11 protein-coding genes are annotated in these 14,315 nt (G+C 46.0%); 6 read left to right on the top strand and 5 right to left on the bottom strand.

All coding sequences use genetic code 11. The features are described 5' to 3' along the window. Positions 1-21: 21 nt before the first annotated feature. Positions 22-726 carry a response regulator transcription factor gene (locus tag BLR32_RS27095; RefSeq protein WP_089836547.1) on the bottom strand — a complete coding sequence of 235 codons (705 nt, stop codon included), beginning with the start codon at positions 724-726 and terminating at the stop codon, positions 22-24. Further along, positions 698-2,143, bottom strand: coding sequence for a sensor histidine kinase (locus BLR32_RS27090; RefSeq protein WP_089836545.1), 1,446 nt, complete (start codon positions 2,141-2,143; stop codon positions 698-700). Before BLR32_RS27090 ends, BLR32_RS27095 begins: the two co-directional genes overlap by 29 nt. A 105-nt stretch (positions 2,144-2,248) precedes the next feature. On the opposite strand from BLR32_RS27090, the gene BLR32_RS27085 reads away from it, so the two are divergent. Continuing rightward, a complete protein-coding gene (locus BLR32_RS27085) occupies positions 2,249-2,704 on the top strand; it encodes a NanQ anomerase/TabA/YiaL family protein (protein WP_089836543.1) in 456 nt (151 codons plus the stop codon). A 168-nt stretch (positions 2,705-2,872) separates the two neighbouring features. Here BLR32_RS27085 and BLR32_RS33865 read toward each other — a convergent pair whose 3' ends face one another. Then, on the bottom strand, positions 2,873-3,025 hold the full coding sequence (locus BLR32_RS33865) for a hypothetical protein (protein ID WP_176842449.1): 153 nt from the start codon (positions 3,023-3,025) through the stop codon (positions 2,873-2,875). Between the two features lie 3 nt (positions 3,026-3,028). Continuing rightward, positions 3,029-3,427 (bottom strand): DoxX family membrane protein, encoded by a 399-nt coding sequence (locus tag BLR32_RS27080; protein ID WP_089836541.1) that lies wholly within the window; start codon positions 3,425-3,427, stop codon positions 3,029-3,031. Between the two features lie 170 nt (positions 3,428-3,597). Here BLR32_RS27080 and BLR32_RS27075 point away from each other — a divergent pair, with 170 nt between their 5' ends. From BLR32_RS27075 to BLR32_RS27065, 3 genes are all read left to right on the top strand, one after another. Further along, positions 3,598-6,798, top strand: a complete 3,201-nt coding sequence (locus tag BLR32_RS27075) for a HEAT repeat domain-containing protein (protein WP_089836539.1) — start codon at positions 3,598-3,600, stop codon at positions 6,796-6,798. A gap of 10 nt (positions 6,799-6,808) precedes the next feature. Continuing rightward, positions 6,809-8,467: a hypothetical protein gene (locus BLR32_RS27070; protein ID WP_089836537.1), complete on the top strand. Its 1,659-nt coding sequence runs from the start codon at positions 6,809-6,811 to the stop codon at positions 8,465-8,467. Positions 8,468-8,901: 434 nt separating this feature from the next. Then, on the top strand, positions 8,902-10,410 hold the full coding sequence (locus BLR32_RS27065; RefSeq protein ID WP_089836535.1) for a reverse transcriptase family protein: 1,509 nt from the start codon (positions 8,902-8,904) through the stop codon (positions 10,408-10,410). 95 nt (positions 10,411-10,505) lie between these two features. Here BLR32_RS27065 and BLR32_RS27060 read toward each other — a convergent pair whose 3' ends face one another. Next, entirely contained in the window at positions 10,506-10,868 is a 363-nt protein-coding gene (locus BLR32_RS27060) for a hypothetical protein (protein WP_089836533.1), read from the bottom strand. Positions 10,869-11,090: 222 nt separating this feature from the next. Here BLR32_RS27060 and BLR32_RS27055 point away from each other — a divergent pair, with 222 nt between their 5' ends. Both BLR32_RS27055 and BLR32_RS27050 read left to right on the top strand, forming a co-directional pair. After that, a complete protein-coding gene (locus tag BLR32_RS27055; RefSeq protein WP_089836531.1) occupies positions 11,091-12,254 on the top strand; it encodes a cytochrome P450 in 1,164 nt (387 codons plus the stop codon). 244 nt (positions 12,255-12,498) lie between these two features. Further along, positions 12,499-14,292, top strand: coding sequence for an ATP-binding protein (locus tag BLR32_RS27050; RefSeq protein ID WP_176842448.1), 1,794 nt, complete (start codon positions 12,499-12,501; stop codon positions 14,290-14,292). Positions 14,293-14,315: the final 23 nt, after the last annotated feature.

Here is a 14,315-nt window from a genome sequence, read left to right as displayed (position 1 = left end):
CTGTTATATCCTTAATGAATGTTAATAGACCAGTTTGTAACCTAGTCCGCGCACATTAATCAGCTGTACAGAAGGATCATGCTGCAGGTATTTACGGATCTTGCTGATGTAAACGTCCATATTACGGCCGTTGAAGAAGTTATCATCTCCCCATAATTCCAGCAGTATATTCCTGCGATGGGTAGTTGCATTAGGGCGTTCCGCCAGCATTTTCAGCATATCAGCCTCCCGCAGGGACAGGTGAATAACTTCCTTTTTATGCCGCAGCTCCTGTCTGTTGTGATCAAAGGTATAACTCCCCAGTAAATAGACACCACTGTGAGCCTTAGGCGCAGCAGGGATATTAGTCAGCGCCAACTGGGTACGTTTTAGTAATGTCCTGATACGCAGGATCAGTTCTTCCAGGCTGAAAGGCTTTTTGATATAGTCGTCCGCACCACTCTGGAGGCCTTTGATAACATCCTGCGTCTCGCTTTTGGCCGTCAGGAAGATAACAGGCGTCTGTTCATCCACTGCGCGGATGTCTTTTACCAGAGCAATACCGTCTTTTTTAGGCATCATGACATCTACTATGCAAATGTCAGGCCGGAATGATAAAAACTGCTCCCAGCCCTGTATTCCATTCTCCGCATGACTGATATGAAAGCCATTTGTCTCCAGGGTTTCTTTGATAACTCCTGCCAGAACTATTTCATCTTCAACCAGTAGCAGTTTGATCTTTTTCATATTTCGGTAATTGGAAAATAAAAATAGTACCATTGCCAGGCATACTGCTGACACTGATGCTGCCATGCAACTGATGTAATAACGCTTTCACATGACTAAGCCCCAGCCCATAGCCTTTTGTATCATGACGGTCGCCCTGCACCACCCGGTAAAACTTATCAAACAGGAAGGGGAAGTGCTGTTTTTCAATACCATTCCCATTGTCTTTTACTGTAAAGCTGTAATGCCCCGTAAGTTCCTTTACGCTCACAAATATCTCTTTCTGAGGCTTATCGTTGTATTTTACGGCATTATCAAGCAGATTACTCAGAATGGTATGAAAAGCGGTTGTATCGGTCTGAAAATGCCCTTCCTGTAGATCGTACTGCTGCCCGATAGTGACACCCGGCAGATGGGCAAAGCGGACAACCGCCTCATTTACCAATACTTTAAGGTCTGTCGGCGTCAGAGACAAGGGTAACTGTTCCTGCTCCTCCCTGGTCACCTGCATGATCTTATCGATCAGGTCCTGCAGTTTGTCCAGTTCCGCTTTGGAATGGCGGAGGTAACGTTCTGTTTTATCCGGATCATTGATCCCCCGGAAGGTGAGCAATGCTTCATTCGTAGCCTTCAGAATAGACACCGGTGTTTTCAGTTCGTGCGTTACATGACTGATGAATTCCCGCTTCATGCTTTCCAGTTTTTCCTGTCGCAGGATGATACGCCACAGTGTCCAGATACACCCTATGATCAGAAAAGCGATGAAGATGGAAAGGATAATGGCGCTACTCATTTTCTTTAACAAATAAGTAGTAAGCCCGCTGAACTGCACCCCCATCATTTTATCAGGGTTATTCATGCCCGGGTAGATCAGTAAGGTAGGCCGGTTAACAGTCGTATCAATTTCTTTCCTGCCGATTAGCACCTTGAAATACAGTGGAATATGTCTCTTATCTAATTCCCTCCGATAGTACTTGTTCAGTGTATCAATATCCGGCCTTACATCTGTAAAAGATGAAAAGACAGTAGAAACAAAATGCGCCAGTGGAGAGATGGTATCGAAAGACATATTGGTGTTCGCAATAGAGGTATCCAGGTGTATATCTTCCGGGATTGATTTTTTAGGTCTTTCCTCTGTTGAGTCGTAACGTATGAATGCCCTCGGGCCTGCAGGAGCCGGATCATCCTTTGACGTCTTGTCTACATCAATCATCGCCTGAATGGTGTACTTCTTCTCGGCAGGCTTGCCTCCCGACTTTATCCTGGCGCTAATAATGATCGCATTGTCATACACATTATGAAATGCCTCAGTGGCAGTAGCTACAAATGCCTCCTGCTGCGACTGGTACGTCTGCCGCAACCAGTATAACTGAAATAGCAGTACCGCCAGCAATGCCGGTATAGCGATCCACCATATTCTTTTCCTGACCTTACCCATATTCCGGCAAATTTAACTTTCTAATATTTCCGGCTACGGATTCTTTAACAATCATTAACGTTTCTTCACATTTGATTGTATCTTGCCGCCGCATAATACAGTTACATGATTATCGATACTTTACAGAACGCAACGCTTTACTACGGCCTGGGCCCCAAATTCGTAAAAGCCTTTGAATATCTACAGCAGACGAACTTTTCCAAAGTGGAAAAGGGTAAATATGAAATTGATGGTACCACAATCATTGCCATTGTAAACGAGTATGATACGATTCCTACGGATGGCGAGCAAATGGAATCTCACAAAAAATATATCGACGTACAGTATATCGTAAGCGGTGAAGAGCTGATAGGACATGATTTCCTGCGGAACCAGACACCTTCAAAAGCATATGATGATACTGCGGATTATATGTTGTTCGGCGAAACGCCTGCATTCTTTTCAAAACTGGAGCAAGGCATGTTTGCCGTCTTCTTTCCCACCGACCTCCATATGCCGAATATCAGGGTGAAAGATCCAATACCGGTAAAGAAAGTGGTGATGAAGATCAGCGTACAATAGCTAATTGAATCTCCGGGGCTACGGTTTCATTGGGCAGCATTTCCGTTGGAATTAATTGCATTGCCTGGAGGCATACAATAAAGGGGCGTATTCAATAATACAGCCCCTTTATTTCGTTTTATTCGTCCTATTCCCGGATCGTACTCTTATCGCTCAACGCGAGTTTCGCTATCTCATCCTCACTACAAGGCGTGAGCCATCTGCCCAGGAAGATACCGGCTTTGTTTGCCTGGCAGGACTGGCCGCGAGGGCAGACGGTCCCACCATACCGGCCATACCTAACAAACCGGCAGTTTTGAGAAATTCTTTTCTGGTAGTCATATGTTATTTCTTTACGAGTTTATCCAGTGCGCAACTATTGTATGTGATATAATTTAAAAGCAGGGCAAAAATAGCCACATGTACCAGCTGGGAAACCAGCGCCTCCCAGTTCTCTATCAAAGTAGTTCCCAGTATCAGCATTATCATCACAATACTACCCGCAATCAGGGACTGCCTGGTAAATAATCCTGCAATGAGCAGCAATCCTATCAGGAATTCTGCTATAGGCAAAACATAACTGAAAGGTTTTACAAGGGAAACAGGAAGCATAGCGTTTTCAAAGCTCTTTACCATCCAGCCACTAAACTTGTCAAGTTTAGGTAACCTTACGAGTCCGTGTCCGAACATACTCGCGCCAATGGCTAAGCGCAGCATTAAAAAGCTGATTGTGTTGTTGATCATTTTGTGTGTATTTAACTGTTTGACTAGGCAAATTTCGGACGAACTGTTATCATCTTACCTGTACGATCAGAGGATAATCCTGTACTTTTTCAGGAAGCCTGGATAAAAAAATATCTTACTCATATTAAAAATAATATTATTTTGCCTGCTGTGTTTAATGTTGTTAGCTCATGCGATTTATAAAGCAAACAAAGCTTTTCTTTAGAGAGGGGAATTCGGACAAGACCTATGAGATTGATTTATGTGAAGTTGGCCCGGGACAATATATTGTCAATTTCCGCTACGGTAAGAGGGGAAGCGCATTAAAAGAAGGTAGTAAAACAGTGTCCCCGGTAGACCTGCCAACAGCCACCGCTATCTATGATGCGCTTGAAAAAGAAAAACGCTCCAAAGGATACAGTGCCGAGCAGGATGCCGGTCCGGTAGCAGAATTCGTTGCTCCTGATACTACACAGGTACAGGACCCCAGACACGTAGCTATTCTCAAACGCCTGGAATATGCCCTGAAAAGGAATTCTAAGTACAAGACAGAATGGAAGACTTCCCGCGTTATCTGGAAGGCGGGCGAATACCGTATCAAAGAAGCAGCTCCCATTATCTCCAAACTGATAGAACGGGAGGATGCCATGCAGCGTTATTCGTCATTGTGGGCCCTGGGGCGTTGTGGTAGCGAAAGCGACGTACCAACGCTGAAAGCTTATGCAGAAAACAGCAGCTACCCTTATTACCTGCGCCAGATGGCTACCCACGCCATGTTGCTTTTACAGCCGGAAGAGGACCGTAAGCGTTATATTGAGCAGTTCGAAAAAGGATTGCTGCCTGAGTTCCAGGAAGCGATAAAATCGGGCAGTAAACAAGCGCTGGACAAGTTACTGGAAGAGCGGGTGAAACTGTTGTCGCAGCCCGCCTATCCTATGCTGGAAGAACTATATATCGTCAGTATTAACAATCCTTTTGTACGGGAAGTATTGCTGCAGTTCCTGGCTACCTTACCATTCAAAGCCAATTTCTTCCAGCATATCCGTCACCTGCTCAAACAGGCCGAATTAAGGGACGATCATGAACTGGTAGCCATGCTGGCAGAACGCTTTGAAAGAGAAGACCATAATCCGGGCGATGGCTCTTATGCCAGCAGAAAAAGGCCGTACCCTAAAAATACCCGCTTCTATCTTCACCGCCGTATACTGAGAAGATTGAAGATGATGGGTAAACAAAATGATCTTCATTATGTGAGATTCTCCACGGCGATGCTGCTGCAATATGATGCATCGAAGTATACTCCGGACCGCTCACAGTCCTGGCGTACCTCGCCCTATCATAGTATCTACAGCCCTGCCACTACCTATTTCCCCGCTAATGCAAAGGCGGTATTGCTGAACTACATTTTGCAGGGTAATAATAAGAAGCTGGAGCTGGCGTCTGATGCTACTATATGGTATATTAAACACGACCGTTCAGGTACCTCTAATCAACAGGCTGCGCAGAATAAAGGAGAAAGCCTGCTGAAAAAAGTAGCTTCTCTATTCCGTGGAGGTCGTAAGCACGCGGATATACAACCAGGCATTTCATCTGAACAGGTGGTGAAGACTATCGACAGCGAAGTGCCTTTCCTCCACCTTTGGCAACAATTGCCACAGGCATTTATTCAGTTGCTGATAAGGGGAAAGATGGACGAGATCCATGACTTCGCACTCCATCAGCTGTTACAACATCCTGAATATGAGACACTGAAAGGAAGGATGGACAGCAACATTATCCGTGCCTTACTGAGCAACCCTTTCCGTTTGCCGCAGGAATTTGGTCTGCAACTGGCCAGGGAGAAATTCGATGTCAATAATCCTTCCCTGCCGATTATACTGGCCTTACTATACAGCATTTCTGCAGAAGCACGGGAACAGGGGCTTGAATGGACTGCCGCAAGACCAGACCTCTGCCTGGCGGATGTTGACTTCCTCCGTGAACTGATCTTCTGTCCTCATGAAGACGTTCGTGCATTTGCAAAAGTGCAGCTGGCACAGTTCAGGCCTGCAGAAGATAAGGCCAGACTGCTGGTTGGTAAGACGATTGCTTACCTGCTGTCCTTGAAAGACGCAGACAAGCAGCTCAATGATGCATTGACAGATGGTTGTTTGATACTGGAGAAATATTTCGGAGATGCGCTGATACAGCTCGACTTCAAAGTGATCGAAGACCTGTTGCAAAGTGAACTGTCTGCAGCACAGGCACTGGCAGCCCGTTTACTGTTACTGAAGAAACAACAATTCAAGCTCGATCTGATCACAGACAGCCTCTTACACCGCTTACTGGAACATCCATATCAACCGGTGAGAGCTGCGGGTATCGATGTTGTATCTGCCATCAGTGAGACTGAACTGGTGAAGCGTCACGGCCTTTTATTCTTCTGTTGCAGCGCTTCCTATACCGATGTAAGGAATGCCGTGAGACCTTTGCTGAAACGCCTGGCGGAAAAGTATGCTGAACTGGCAGTATGGCTGGTGAATGAACTGGTGCCATTGCTGATGCGTAAGGAAACATCTGAAGGATTGCATGCTGATCTTGCCGCATTGCTGAGCAATGAACTGGTAGGTCATTTACAGGATATCGATCAGGCAACCGCTTTACGTTTATTATATTCCAATTACCGCCCGGGTCAGGCATTCGGTGTGCTGGTACTGGAGAAATATATTCCTGCCGACAGTCTTACTATCAAACAGGTGATCGCTGCCGGTAATCATGAATTAGAGGCCGTAAGACAATGGTGTCAGCGTTTCTTCCAACAGCATGTAACACGCATCCGGGAGGAAAGAGATGCCGCAGTAGCCCTGCTGGACGCTACCTGGGAAGATACGCGCATGTTTGCCGCGGAATTCTTCCGTACACAGTTTGAGGCAACTGATTGGTCTGCAGAATCGCTGGTGGCCATTGCGGATAGTGTGAACCCTACGGTACAGGCATTCGGCCGTGAACTGCTCACCCGTTTCTTCCGTGAAGAAGATGGTCCCGTTTACCTGATGAAACTCAGCCAGCATCCTGGTGTAGCTATGCAGCTGTTTGCTACCAACTACCTGGAAACATATGCCGCCGGTAACCTGACCTACCTGAAAGAGCTGGAACACTATTTCAGATCAGTGCTGTCCAGAGTAAACAAGGCACGTGTAGCGAAAGAAAGGATCTTCAATTTCCTGGAAAAAGAAGCGCTGAAATCAGCGGAAGCAGCCGCCTATATCGGAGCTATCATTACAGATATATCCGCAACGGTAGCTATCGGCGATAAAGCCCGCTGTATTGCGCTGATGCGTAATATCCATCAGTCATATCCTGACCTGTCCTTACCGGTACTATTTACCGATTTTCCCGTGAAACAATCTTAAACCCTGGAAGATGTTATTTAACTACAGATATAGCGGGCAAACCGAGGTTTACAGCAATGCAACATCAGCTGGAATATCATTTGCTCCTGATACACACCGGGAACCGACATTCTTTAACGGTAAACTCCGTAAGAAGATCGCTTTTCGTGAAGCTATTTCGGCTTTACATGACGTGGTGGTGTCCGACCTCCGTTTTAAACCCAAAGACAAAACCGCTTATAAAGAATGGGCTGCTCAGCAGGAGTCTATGTGGCTGGCCGAATACATGGGTCAGTACGATGTAGCTGCTGCCAATGAGCACATCAATGCCCTGAACCAGGAGCTGCGCGACATCTACCTGGAGAAGGAAAAAGTGATGGCCCCCTTCTATAAAGCCCGTAAAAATTATTTCGATTACCTGTATAAGAAAGACAGGGATGCCTGGTTTGTGCTTGATCCTGTTATCAGCGTACATCCCGATGAGATCTTCTTCGAATGTTTCAGCCAGGATGAATCTGCCTATGGTAAACTGAGCGCCAGTTATAACGTATTCAAAGAAGTGAACGAGTTCCAGTGTGGTACTACCAACATTGACTACTCTGCTGCACTTTATAACGAATTCCAGAAGATCCGTGACTATAAGGAGACCACTTTCAGTGTTGATCCTGCCGGCTTCTCCGTACAGACCACGCAGGAGGAAATGTTCCGTGAAGTGAAGATAGACCTGCCGGATAGCTGGGTACGCGGATTCCTGCAGGTAAGTTCTGCCATGACATTGCCTGCCGCAAGTTTCGACCTCCATCCGATGGACGTTTATAACTTCTGCAGCTGGCTGCGCAGGTTTAAAGAGAAGAAAGGTCCCCGTTCTATCCGTTTTGTACTGGACCCCGGACAACCAGTAAAGGCCATATTTGAGCCATGGAATAAAAAGATCGTTTGTGCACGCTCTGTATATACCGGCGCGCAGCGCAGAGAGATCCGTATCTGGGGTCGCAGGCGACTGCTCATTCTCGAACGCCTTATTCCTGTAGCGAAAAAATTCACCGTACACCTCACCGGTAGCGGTTTGCCATCATTCTATGTAGCTGACCTGGGAGATATGCAGTTTACGCTGGGGCTTTCCGGATGGACAGCAAACGACTGGTCGCGTGCAGGACAGTTTGATCTGATGGCGCCGAGAGCTGCGGTAGAAGATGCTACCAAGCTTCGTGTGTTCAGTGAACTGCAGCAGATGTGGATGGGAAAACCTGAAGAGATCTCTGCAAGAACAGGGGTATCTGTACCAGAAGTACTGGCTACACTGGGTATATATACACAGGCAGGTAAGGTGATCTATGACCTGCATACCGGTTATTACCGTTTGCGTGAGTTGAGCAGGGAGCCATTACCACTGGACCAGCTACGATTCTCTAATCCGAAAGAAGCATCGGCTACAAGACTGTTAAAAGAGGGTAAGCTCTCTCTTACAGCACAGCAGGTGCCGTCAGTAGGATTACAGGTAGAAGGACAAATCACTGCAGAGCGCCGTACATACCGTCCTGTTATCGTAATAGACAACGATGAACGTATGAGTACCGGGCATTGCGACTGTTACGATTACATCACCAACAAGCTCTATAAAGGCCCTTGTGAACATATGCTGGCACTGCGTATGGCATATGAGCAGAACAAAGCTAACAATAACGCATAAGCAGAGAAAGGAAGATGAGGAGATCAAAAGAAATGAAAGAAAAAAATGCAATATGTATTTGTACTTTCAATAATTGTCTCTATCTTTCGCATCAGAAAAAGATCTTTGTAAAGAGGAATTGATTGCACTTGCGCCTGGTTTCAGGAAGAGTGATGTTTCGTCACTCAGGTAACATGACATTTTCATGCTTCACTAAATGCAATCTTTACTTTGGGAGGGGCGTACCTAGTGGTATTTCACGGTACAAGCCCCGGGGGCTTAAAATACCACTAGGTACGCCCCTCCCTGGAGTTGATTGATTTAGTCAATGGCTTGCACGAAGGCCACTTCCTCTTTACATTGTTTTTCTGTTGACCCTCATCTCCCCTTTTCCTCTTTTCCGCTTGTTACATCAACGAACTATCTTTTATCAGCAATAAACCGTCTGAAAGATTATGGCAGAAGGATTGACGCGTCAGCAATTGTATGACCGTATCAGAACATCCACCAGAGATGAAGTCATCCTGGAAGAAATGACCCGCCTTGGTTTCTGGCAGAAAAATACGCTTAAACCTTCCCCCTCGGAAGCCCTGATCCATAGGGAGGCCGACCTGCAAAGAGCACTCAACCAGTTATTGGAAGAGAAACGTCGTTACCAGAACCGGGAAAGGATGTTGCTCGAAATGCGTAAGCAACGCATGGCTGCAGCAAAAGCGAAGAGAGCGGAAACAAAACAGCGCAACGAAGAGAAGCGTAAGGAAAAAGCGGCGCAATGGGCTGAACAGAAAGAAAAGACGATCGTCTATCTGGGTGAAGAAGTATCCCAGGGTCTGAATAAGACCGTTTCTGATACTGAACGTCTGACGGCATCAGGTCTTCCTGTTTTCCACGATGGTGTTGCACTGGCAGCCGCGATGGGTATCAGTATCGGTAAATTACGCTTCCTGGCCTTCAATAGGAAGGTAGGGCATATCACACACTATAAGCGGTTCTATATACCCAAGAAGTCCGGCGGCAAGCGCCTGATCTCCGCCCCTATGCCACAGCTGAAAGCTACACAATACTGGATACTGGAAAACATCCTGTATAAAGTACCCAACAGCGACGCAGCACATGGCTTTGTACCGGGAAGATCCATCGTCACCAATGCCACACATCACGTAGCGCAGGATATTGTCATTAATATCGACCTGCGCGACTTCTTCCCCACTATTGAATACAAACGTGTGAAAGGCATGTTCTGTAAGCTGGGTTACAGTGAACAGGTGGCTACTATCCTCGCATTATTGTGTACAGAGCCAGAGGTTGACCAGGTAGCGCTTGACGGAAAGGACTATTATGTAGCTAATACCAATCGGCATCTGCCTCAGGGTGCTCCCTGCAGTCCGGCGATTACCAACATTATCTGCTTCCGCCTGGACCGTCGTTTTGAAGGTCTTGCCCGCAGGTTTAATTATAACTATACCCGCTACGCGGATGATATGACCTTTTCTGCCAGGGAAGCCGCTGCTGATGATGCAGGAAAACTGATATGGGGTGTAAAACAGGTGGTAAAGGAAGAAGGCTTTATTATCCATCCTGATAAGTTAAAGGTGATGCGTAAGGGCGATAAGAGAGAAGTAACCGGTATTGTGGTAAACGACAAGTTGAGTCTGGACAGGGAAACACTCCGTAAGTTCAGGGCGCTGCTGCACCAGATATCAGTATCTGGATTAGCAGGTAAACAATGGGGCAAGGGTAATATCGTCAGCAGTGTGGAAGGTTATATCAACTATGTATTGATGGTGAAACCTGAAACCGGTAAACAGCTGAAAGATAAATGGCAATTATTGCTGAACCGGGACGATATCAAGCGTCAGGCACGTGCATCTGCGACACAATCTATTGTACCTCCTGCTTCATCTTCCGGCAAAGAAAATAATACAACAAATGATGGAGAGAAGCCCTGGTGGGATGTCTTATAACAGATAATAAAACTAAAAGCCCCGTATACTTCATGTATACGGGGCTTTTTTATGATAGAGGATTAGTAAATCTCCGTTGATAAAATTAAGCAATTTTATTGATTAAATGGATGCATATCGATCACCGTATCATTTCTATAATAAGTTCCCAGTTGTCGCTGGCCTTTTTCATTATAAGTGATAGTCGGTCCATCCTTCTTTTCATGCTTATAAAATTGTACGGCGGCTATCTGCTGGTTGTAATTAAAGACCTTCACATAGGAAAGCGATGTATCTTTCTTATGCGTATAAACTTCCGTTTTCAGATAAACGCCTCCCTGTCCCTGTAATGTCTGTGTAAGTGAATAATCTGCCGTATCTGCCAATGCATAAGGATCGTTGGTAGTGGGGCTTGCCGACTGCCTGCATCCATAGCAACTGAATAGCGCAGCAATAGTAATGGATAAGTAGTATCTCATATTGTGGTATTATCGCAGCAATCTATTTAGTTTTTCTGAAAATGATATTTATAAAGAGAGAAATCTTAACTCGTTAACAACCAGTTAACTTTTTCTTCCGCACATTAAACTATTTTAGTCAAGTGTATGTTAATAAGCTATAATATAGCACCGTTTTAATCTTATCTTATTTATATCAGGGACAATAACCGAATCTGTACGCTACGACAACTCAAAGATTGTATGACTCCATCTACTTTAACATCCCCATTATCCTGGCATCGGCAGATGCAGGATGAGCAACCAGTTTATTTTGATCCGTCATTCAGGTTCTATTTTGGCGGCCAGGGCGCCTGGCAGGTATTTCATCATAAAGATGTACAAAGGGTCCTTAGCGACTATGAAGTTTTTTCCAATGAGTACATGCCTAAATCTGATGATAATCTGCTTGGCAGCAATCTGAACCAGACCGACCCTCCACGTCACCGTCAGCTGCGTGCACTGGTCACAAAAGCCTTCTCTCCTTCCATTATCGCTAAACTGGAAAGCTGGATCCGGCAGGAATGTAACGACATTCTGGAGCCTTATCTGCAGAAAGGAGAAATGGATTTCGTGAAAGCATTCTCTATTCCTCTTCCCGGCAGGGTTACTGCACAATTACTGGGTGTGCCCAACCAGGATCATGACCAGGTAAATGCCTGGATCAATGCCATCTCCAGCGATCCTGCAGTAATAGGCATGGAAGCTTATTTCCAGGCCCAACAGGAAATGGGTAAATTATTTATGACCTTACTGGAAGAACGATCAAGGGAACCACGCGCTGACCTGATATCTCATTTATTACAGGCGGAAATAGACGGCGAAAGACTTAGTATGCCTGATACACTGGCATTCTGTATCGCCCTGCTGATCGCAGGCAATGAAACAACTAATGGTTTCCTCGCCAATGCCATGTACACCTTCGCCACCATACCTGCAGTACAGTCGCACCTGATGGACAACATGCAGGACCTTCCGGCTGCCTTAAATGAAGTGTTACGCTATGAGCCTCCCGTTCAGAGCATGTGCCGCATTGCTAAGATGGATGTAGAGCTGGGCGGACGACTCATCAGGAAAGGAGATTTTATGAACGTATGGCTGACAGCAGCCAACCGTGATCCTTCTGTATTTGCGGATCCGGATACTTTTGATATAAACAGGGACAATATCAAAATGGTCAGCTTCGGGCATGGTCCTCATTACTGCATCGGCGCCATGCTGGCCAGAATGGAGGCTAAGATCGCTTTTGAGATCATCTTTGGAAAGATGAAAAACATACAGATTAAACCGGGCACCACTCCCAACAGGAATCCAAGTACCATAGTGGCTGGATTCCTGGATATGCCTATTGTATTTGAGCAAAAATAATATGATTGGGTACTAAAGGAAACGCCCTAAAAAGTATACTCATTATACTAAGTAATATAATTTGAATGTATGTAAATTGCAGGTGGAACTGGCCCCAAATTTTCGAAACTATACCCACTGCTTACAGACAGACTAGCTAACAGACATCCGATTTGAAAAACATTGACAGCAAGGAACTAAGTACATGTTGGGAACCTGTATTATTCCGTATTGTATGTCCCCCTTTAACGTAAATGAATGGTGCATGAATTTATTACAACTACTAACCACAGCTGGCTACAGTAAAGTACCTGATGAAGACAAACGACGCTCGCTCAAAATAGTGAATACCCTTTCACTGGTTACAGCCGCCATGTCGGGCGCGTTCGGTCTTGGCTGCTTTATTACTACAGGCAATATCGCTATTTCTGCTCCGGCCGTGATAGAATGTTGCCTCTTATCAGCCATCATTCTCATGAACGGACTTGGCCGGCACACGGCAGCCGGACTATCGCTGATCATCATCAATAATGTCAGCATCCAGTATTACAGCGCTATTATGGGAAGAGTTACAGAGGTCCATCTCCTGTTCATCTTCCTCGTGGGATTGTCCCTCCTGGTATTTGAGAAGGATAAGCCGATGCGCGTCTTCAGTATTGCATTTACTATTTTTGCCTTCCTTATTGGCGAGATCAACATGTACAACGGCTTCATCTCTCCTGTTGTACCTGCTGAAGATCACAACAACGCCCAGTTCATTATCAGGTGGGTCACTATTCCCAGTATCCTGATCCTCGACCTCCTGGTGATCTACTATTATGTGAGGAATATCGACCGGCTCAGGATGCGGGAAATGCTGCATGTGCAGGAAATGCTGGACACCGTAAAGGAGCACAACAAAGACCTGGAGGTCCTTACCGCGCAGCTGGCCAAAGCCACAGACGCTAAAACGGTCTTTGTACGGGAAACCAGCCATGAGATCCGCACGCCCCTGAATGCCATCTTTGGCATCAGCCAGTTATTGCAATTAAAAGTAGAACAGGACCGCTCACTGGCTCCTATCCGCCAGTTGGCAGACCACCTGTATGCCGCCAGTTACAATACGCGCGATATCATTAACAATGTGCTGGAATTCTCCCGTATTGAAGCCGGAAAGCTCGACACGCCCCAGACAGCCCCTTTGAATGTAAGGGAATGGATGGATGGCATTGTCAACATGCATCAGTATGTAGCAAGTGTGAAGACCGTGAAGGTTAAAGCCACGCTTGATCCCGAGATTCCTCAGCTGATCATGGGCGATAAGATCCTGCTGACGAAAACGCTGAATAACCTCTTATCCAACGCCATCAAATTTACCCGCCAGGAAAGCACGGTAACACTGGACATCTTCCGGAATGAGTACAAATGGTGCCTGCAGGTAACCGACCAGGGCGAGGGTATCAGCGCAGAGAGACAGTCTACCATTTTTGATGCATTTGTTACAGAAAGGAATATCTTCCTGGAAGGCACAGGCCTCGGATTACATATTACGCGTCACCTGGTGACCTCCATGGGTGGGGAGATCAAAGTTTACAGCAAGCTCGGTAAGGGCACAACATTCACTGTCATCCTTCCATTGAAGGTACCTTCAGAAATATGTAGTAACACTGTGGACGATGATAGCAGATCTGTAGCGCTGACCGATACCAGCATCCTCATCATAGAAGATGATAAAATGAGCCAGATGGTATTATCCCGTTTCCTCAGTGGCATGGGGAGTCGTATCATACTGGCGGCAGATGGTTTGGAAGGACTGTTACTGGCAAGGGCTTCAAGGCCGGATATCATTATCCTCGACTCTCATATTCCCGGCATGAGTGGTAAAGATACATTGGCGCAGATCCGTACAGACGATGAACTGAAAAATGTGCCTGTCATTATAGCCAGTGGAGACGCGTTCAAGGAAAACAGTGAAGAGCTTTTACTGGCGGGAGCAAACGAGTATCTTGTAAAGCCGATAGATTTCAAGGTATTGCACAGTACACTGTCTAAATACCTGAGAGCAAACGCCCACCCCTGATTCCCCCTATCATCAGAGATGGG

The organism is Chitinophaga filiformis (assembly GCF_900102545.1).
GTDB lineage: Bacteria > Bacteroidota > Bacteroidia > Chitinophagales > Chitinophagaceae > Chitinophaga > Chitinophaga filiformis.
The sequence above is the reverse complement of the archived record's forward strand: the minus strand, read 5'-3'. Positions and strand labels throughout refer to the sequence as shown.

Coding starts and splice junctions, on each gene's coding strand:
- BLR32_RS27095 (WP_089836547.1), bottom strand. CDS start 726: ATGAAAAAGATCAAACTGCTACTGGTTGAAGATGAAATAGTTCTGGCA.
- BLR32_RS27090 (WP_089836545.1), bottom strand. CDS start 2,143: ATGGGTAAGGTCAGGAAAAGAATATGGTGGATCGCTATACCGGCATTG.
- BLR32_RS27085 (WP_089836543.1), top strand. CDS start 2,249: ATGATTATCGATACTTTACAGAACGCAACGCTTTACTACGGCCTGGGC.
- BLR32_RS33865 (WP_176842449.1), bottom strand. CDS start 3,025: ATGACTACCAGAAAAGAATTTCTCAAAACTGCCGGTTTGTTAGGTATG.
- BLR32_RS27080 (WP_089836541.1), bottom strand. CDS start 3,427: ATGATCAACAACACAATCAGCTTTTTAATGCTGCGCTTAGCCATTGGC.
- BLR32_RS27075 (WP_089836539.1), top strand. CDS start 3,598: ATGCGATTTATAAAGCAAACAAAGCTTTTCTTTAGAGAGGGGAATTCG.
- BLR32_RS27070 (WP_089836537.1), top strand. CDS start 6,809: ATGTTATTTAACTACAGATATAGCGGGCAAACCGAGGTTTACAGCAAT.
- BLR32_RS27065 (WP_089836535.1), top strand. CDS start 8,902: ATGGCAGAAGGATTGACGCGTCAGCAATTGTATGACCGTATCAGAACA.
- BLR32_RS27060 (WP_089836533.1), bottom strand. CDS start 10,868: ATGAGATACTACTTATCCATTACTATTGCTGCGCTATTCAGTTGCTAT.
- BLR32_RS27055 (WP_089836531.1), top strand. CDS start 11,091: ATGACTCCATCTACTTTAACATCCCCATTATCCTGGCATCGGCAGATG.
- BLR32_RS27050 (WP_176842448.1), top strand. CDS start 12,499: ATGAATTTATTACAACTACTAACCACAGCTGGCTACAGTAAAGTACCT.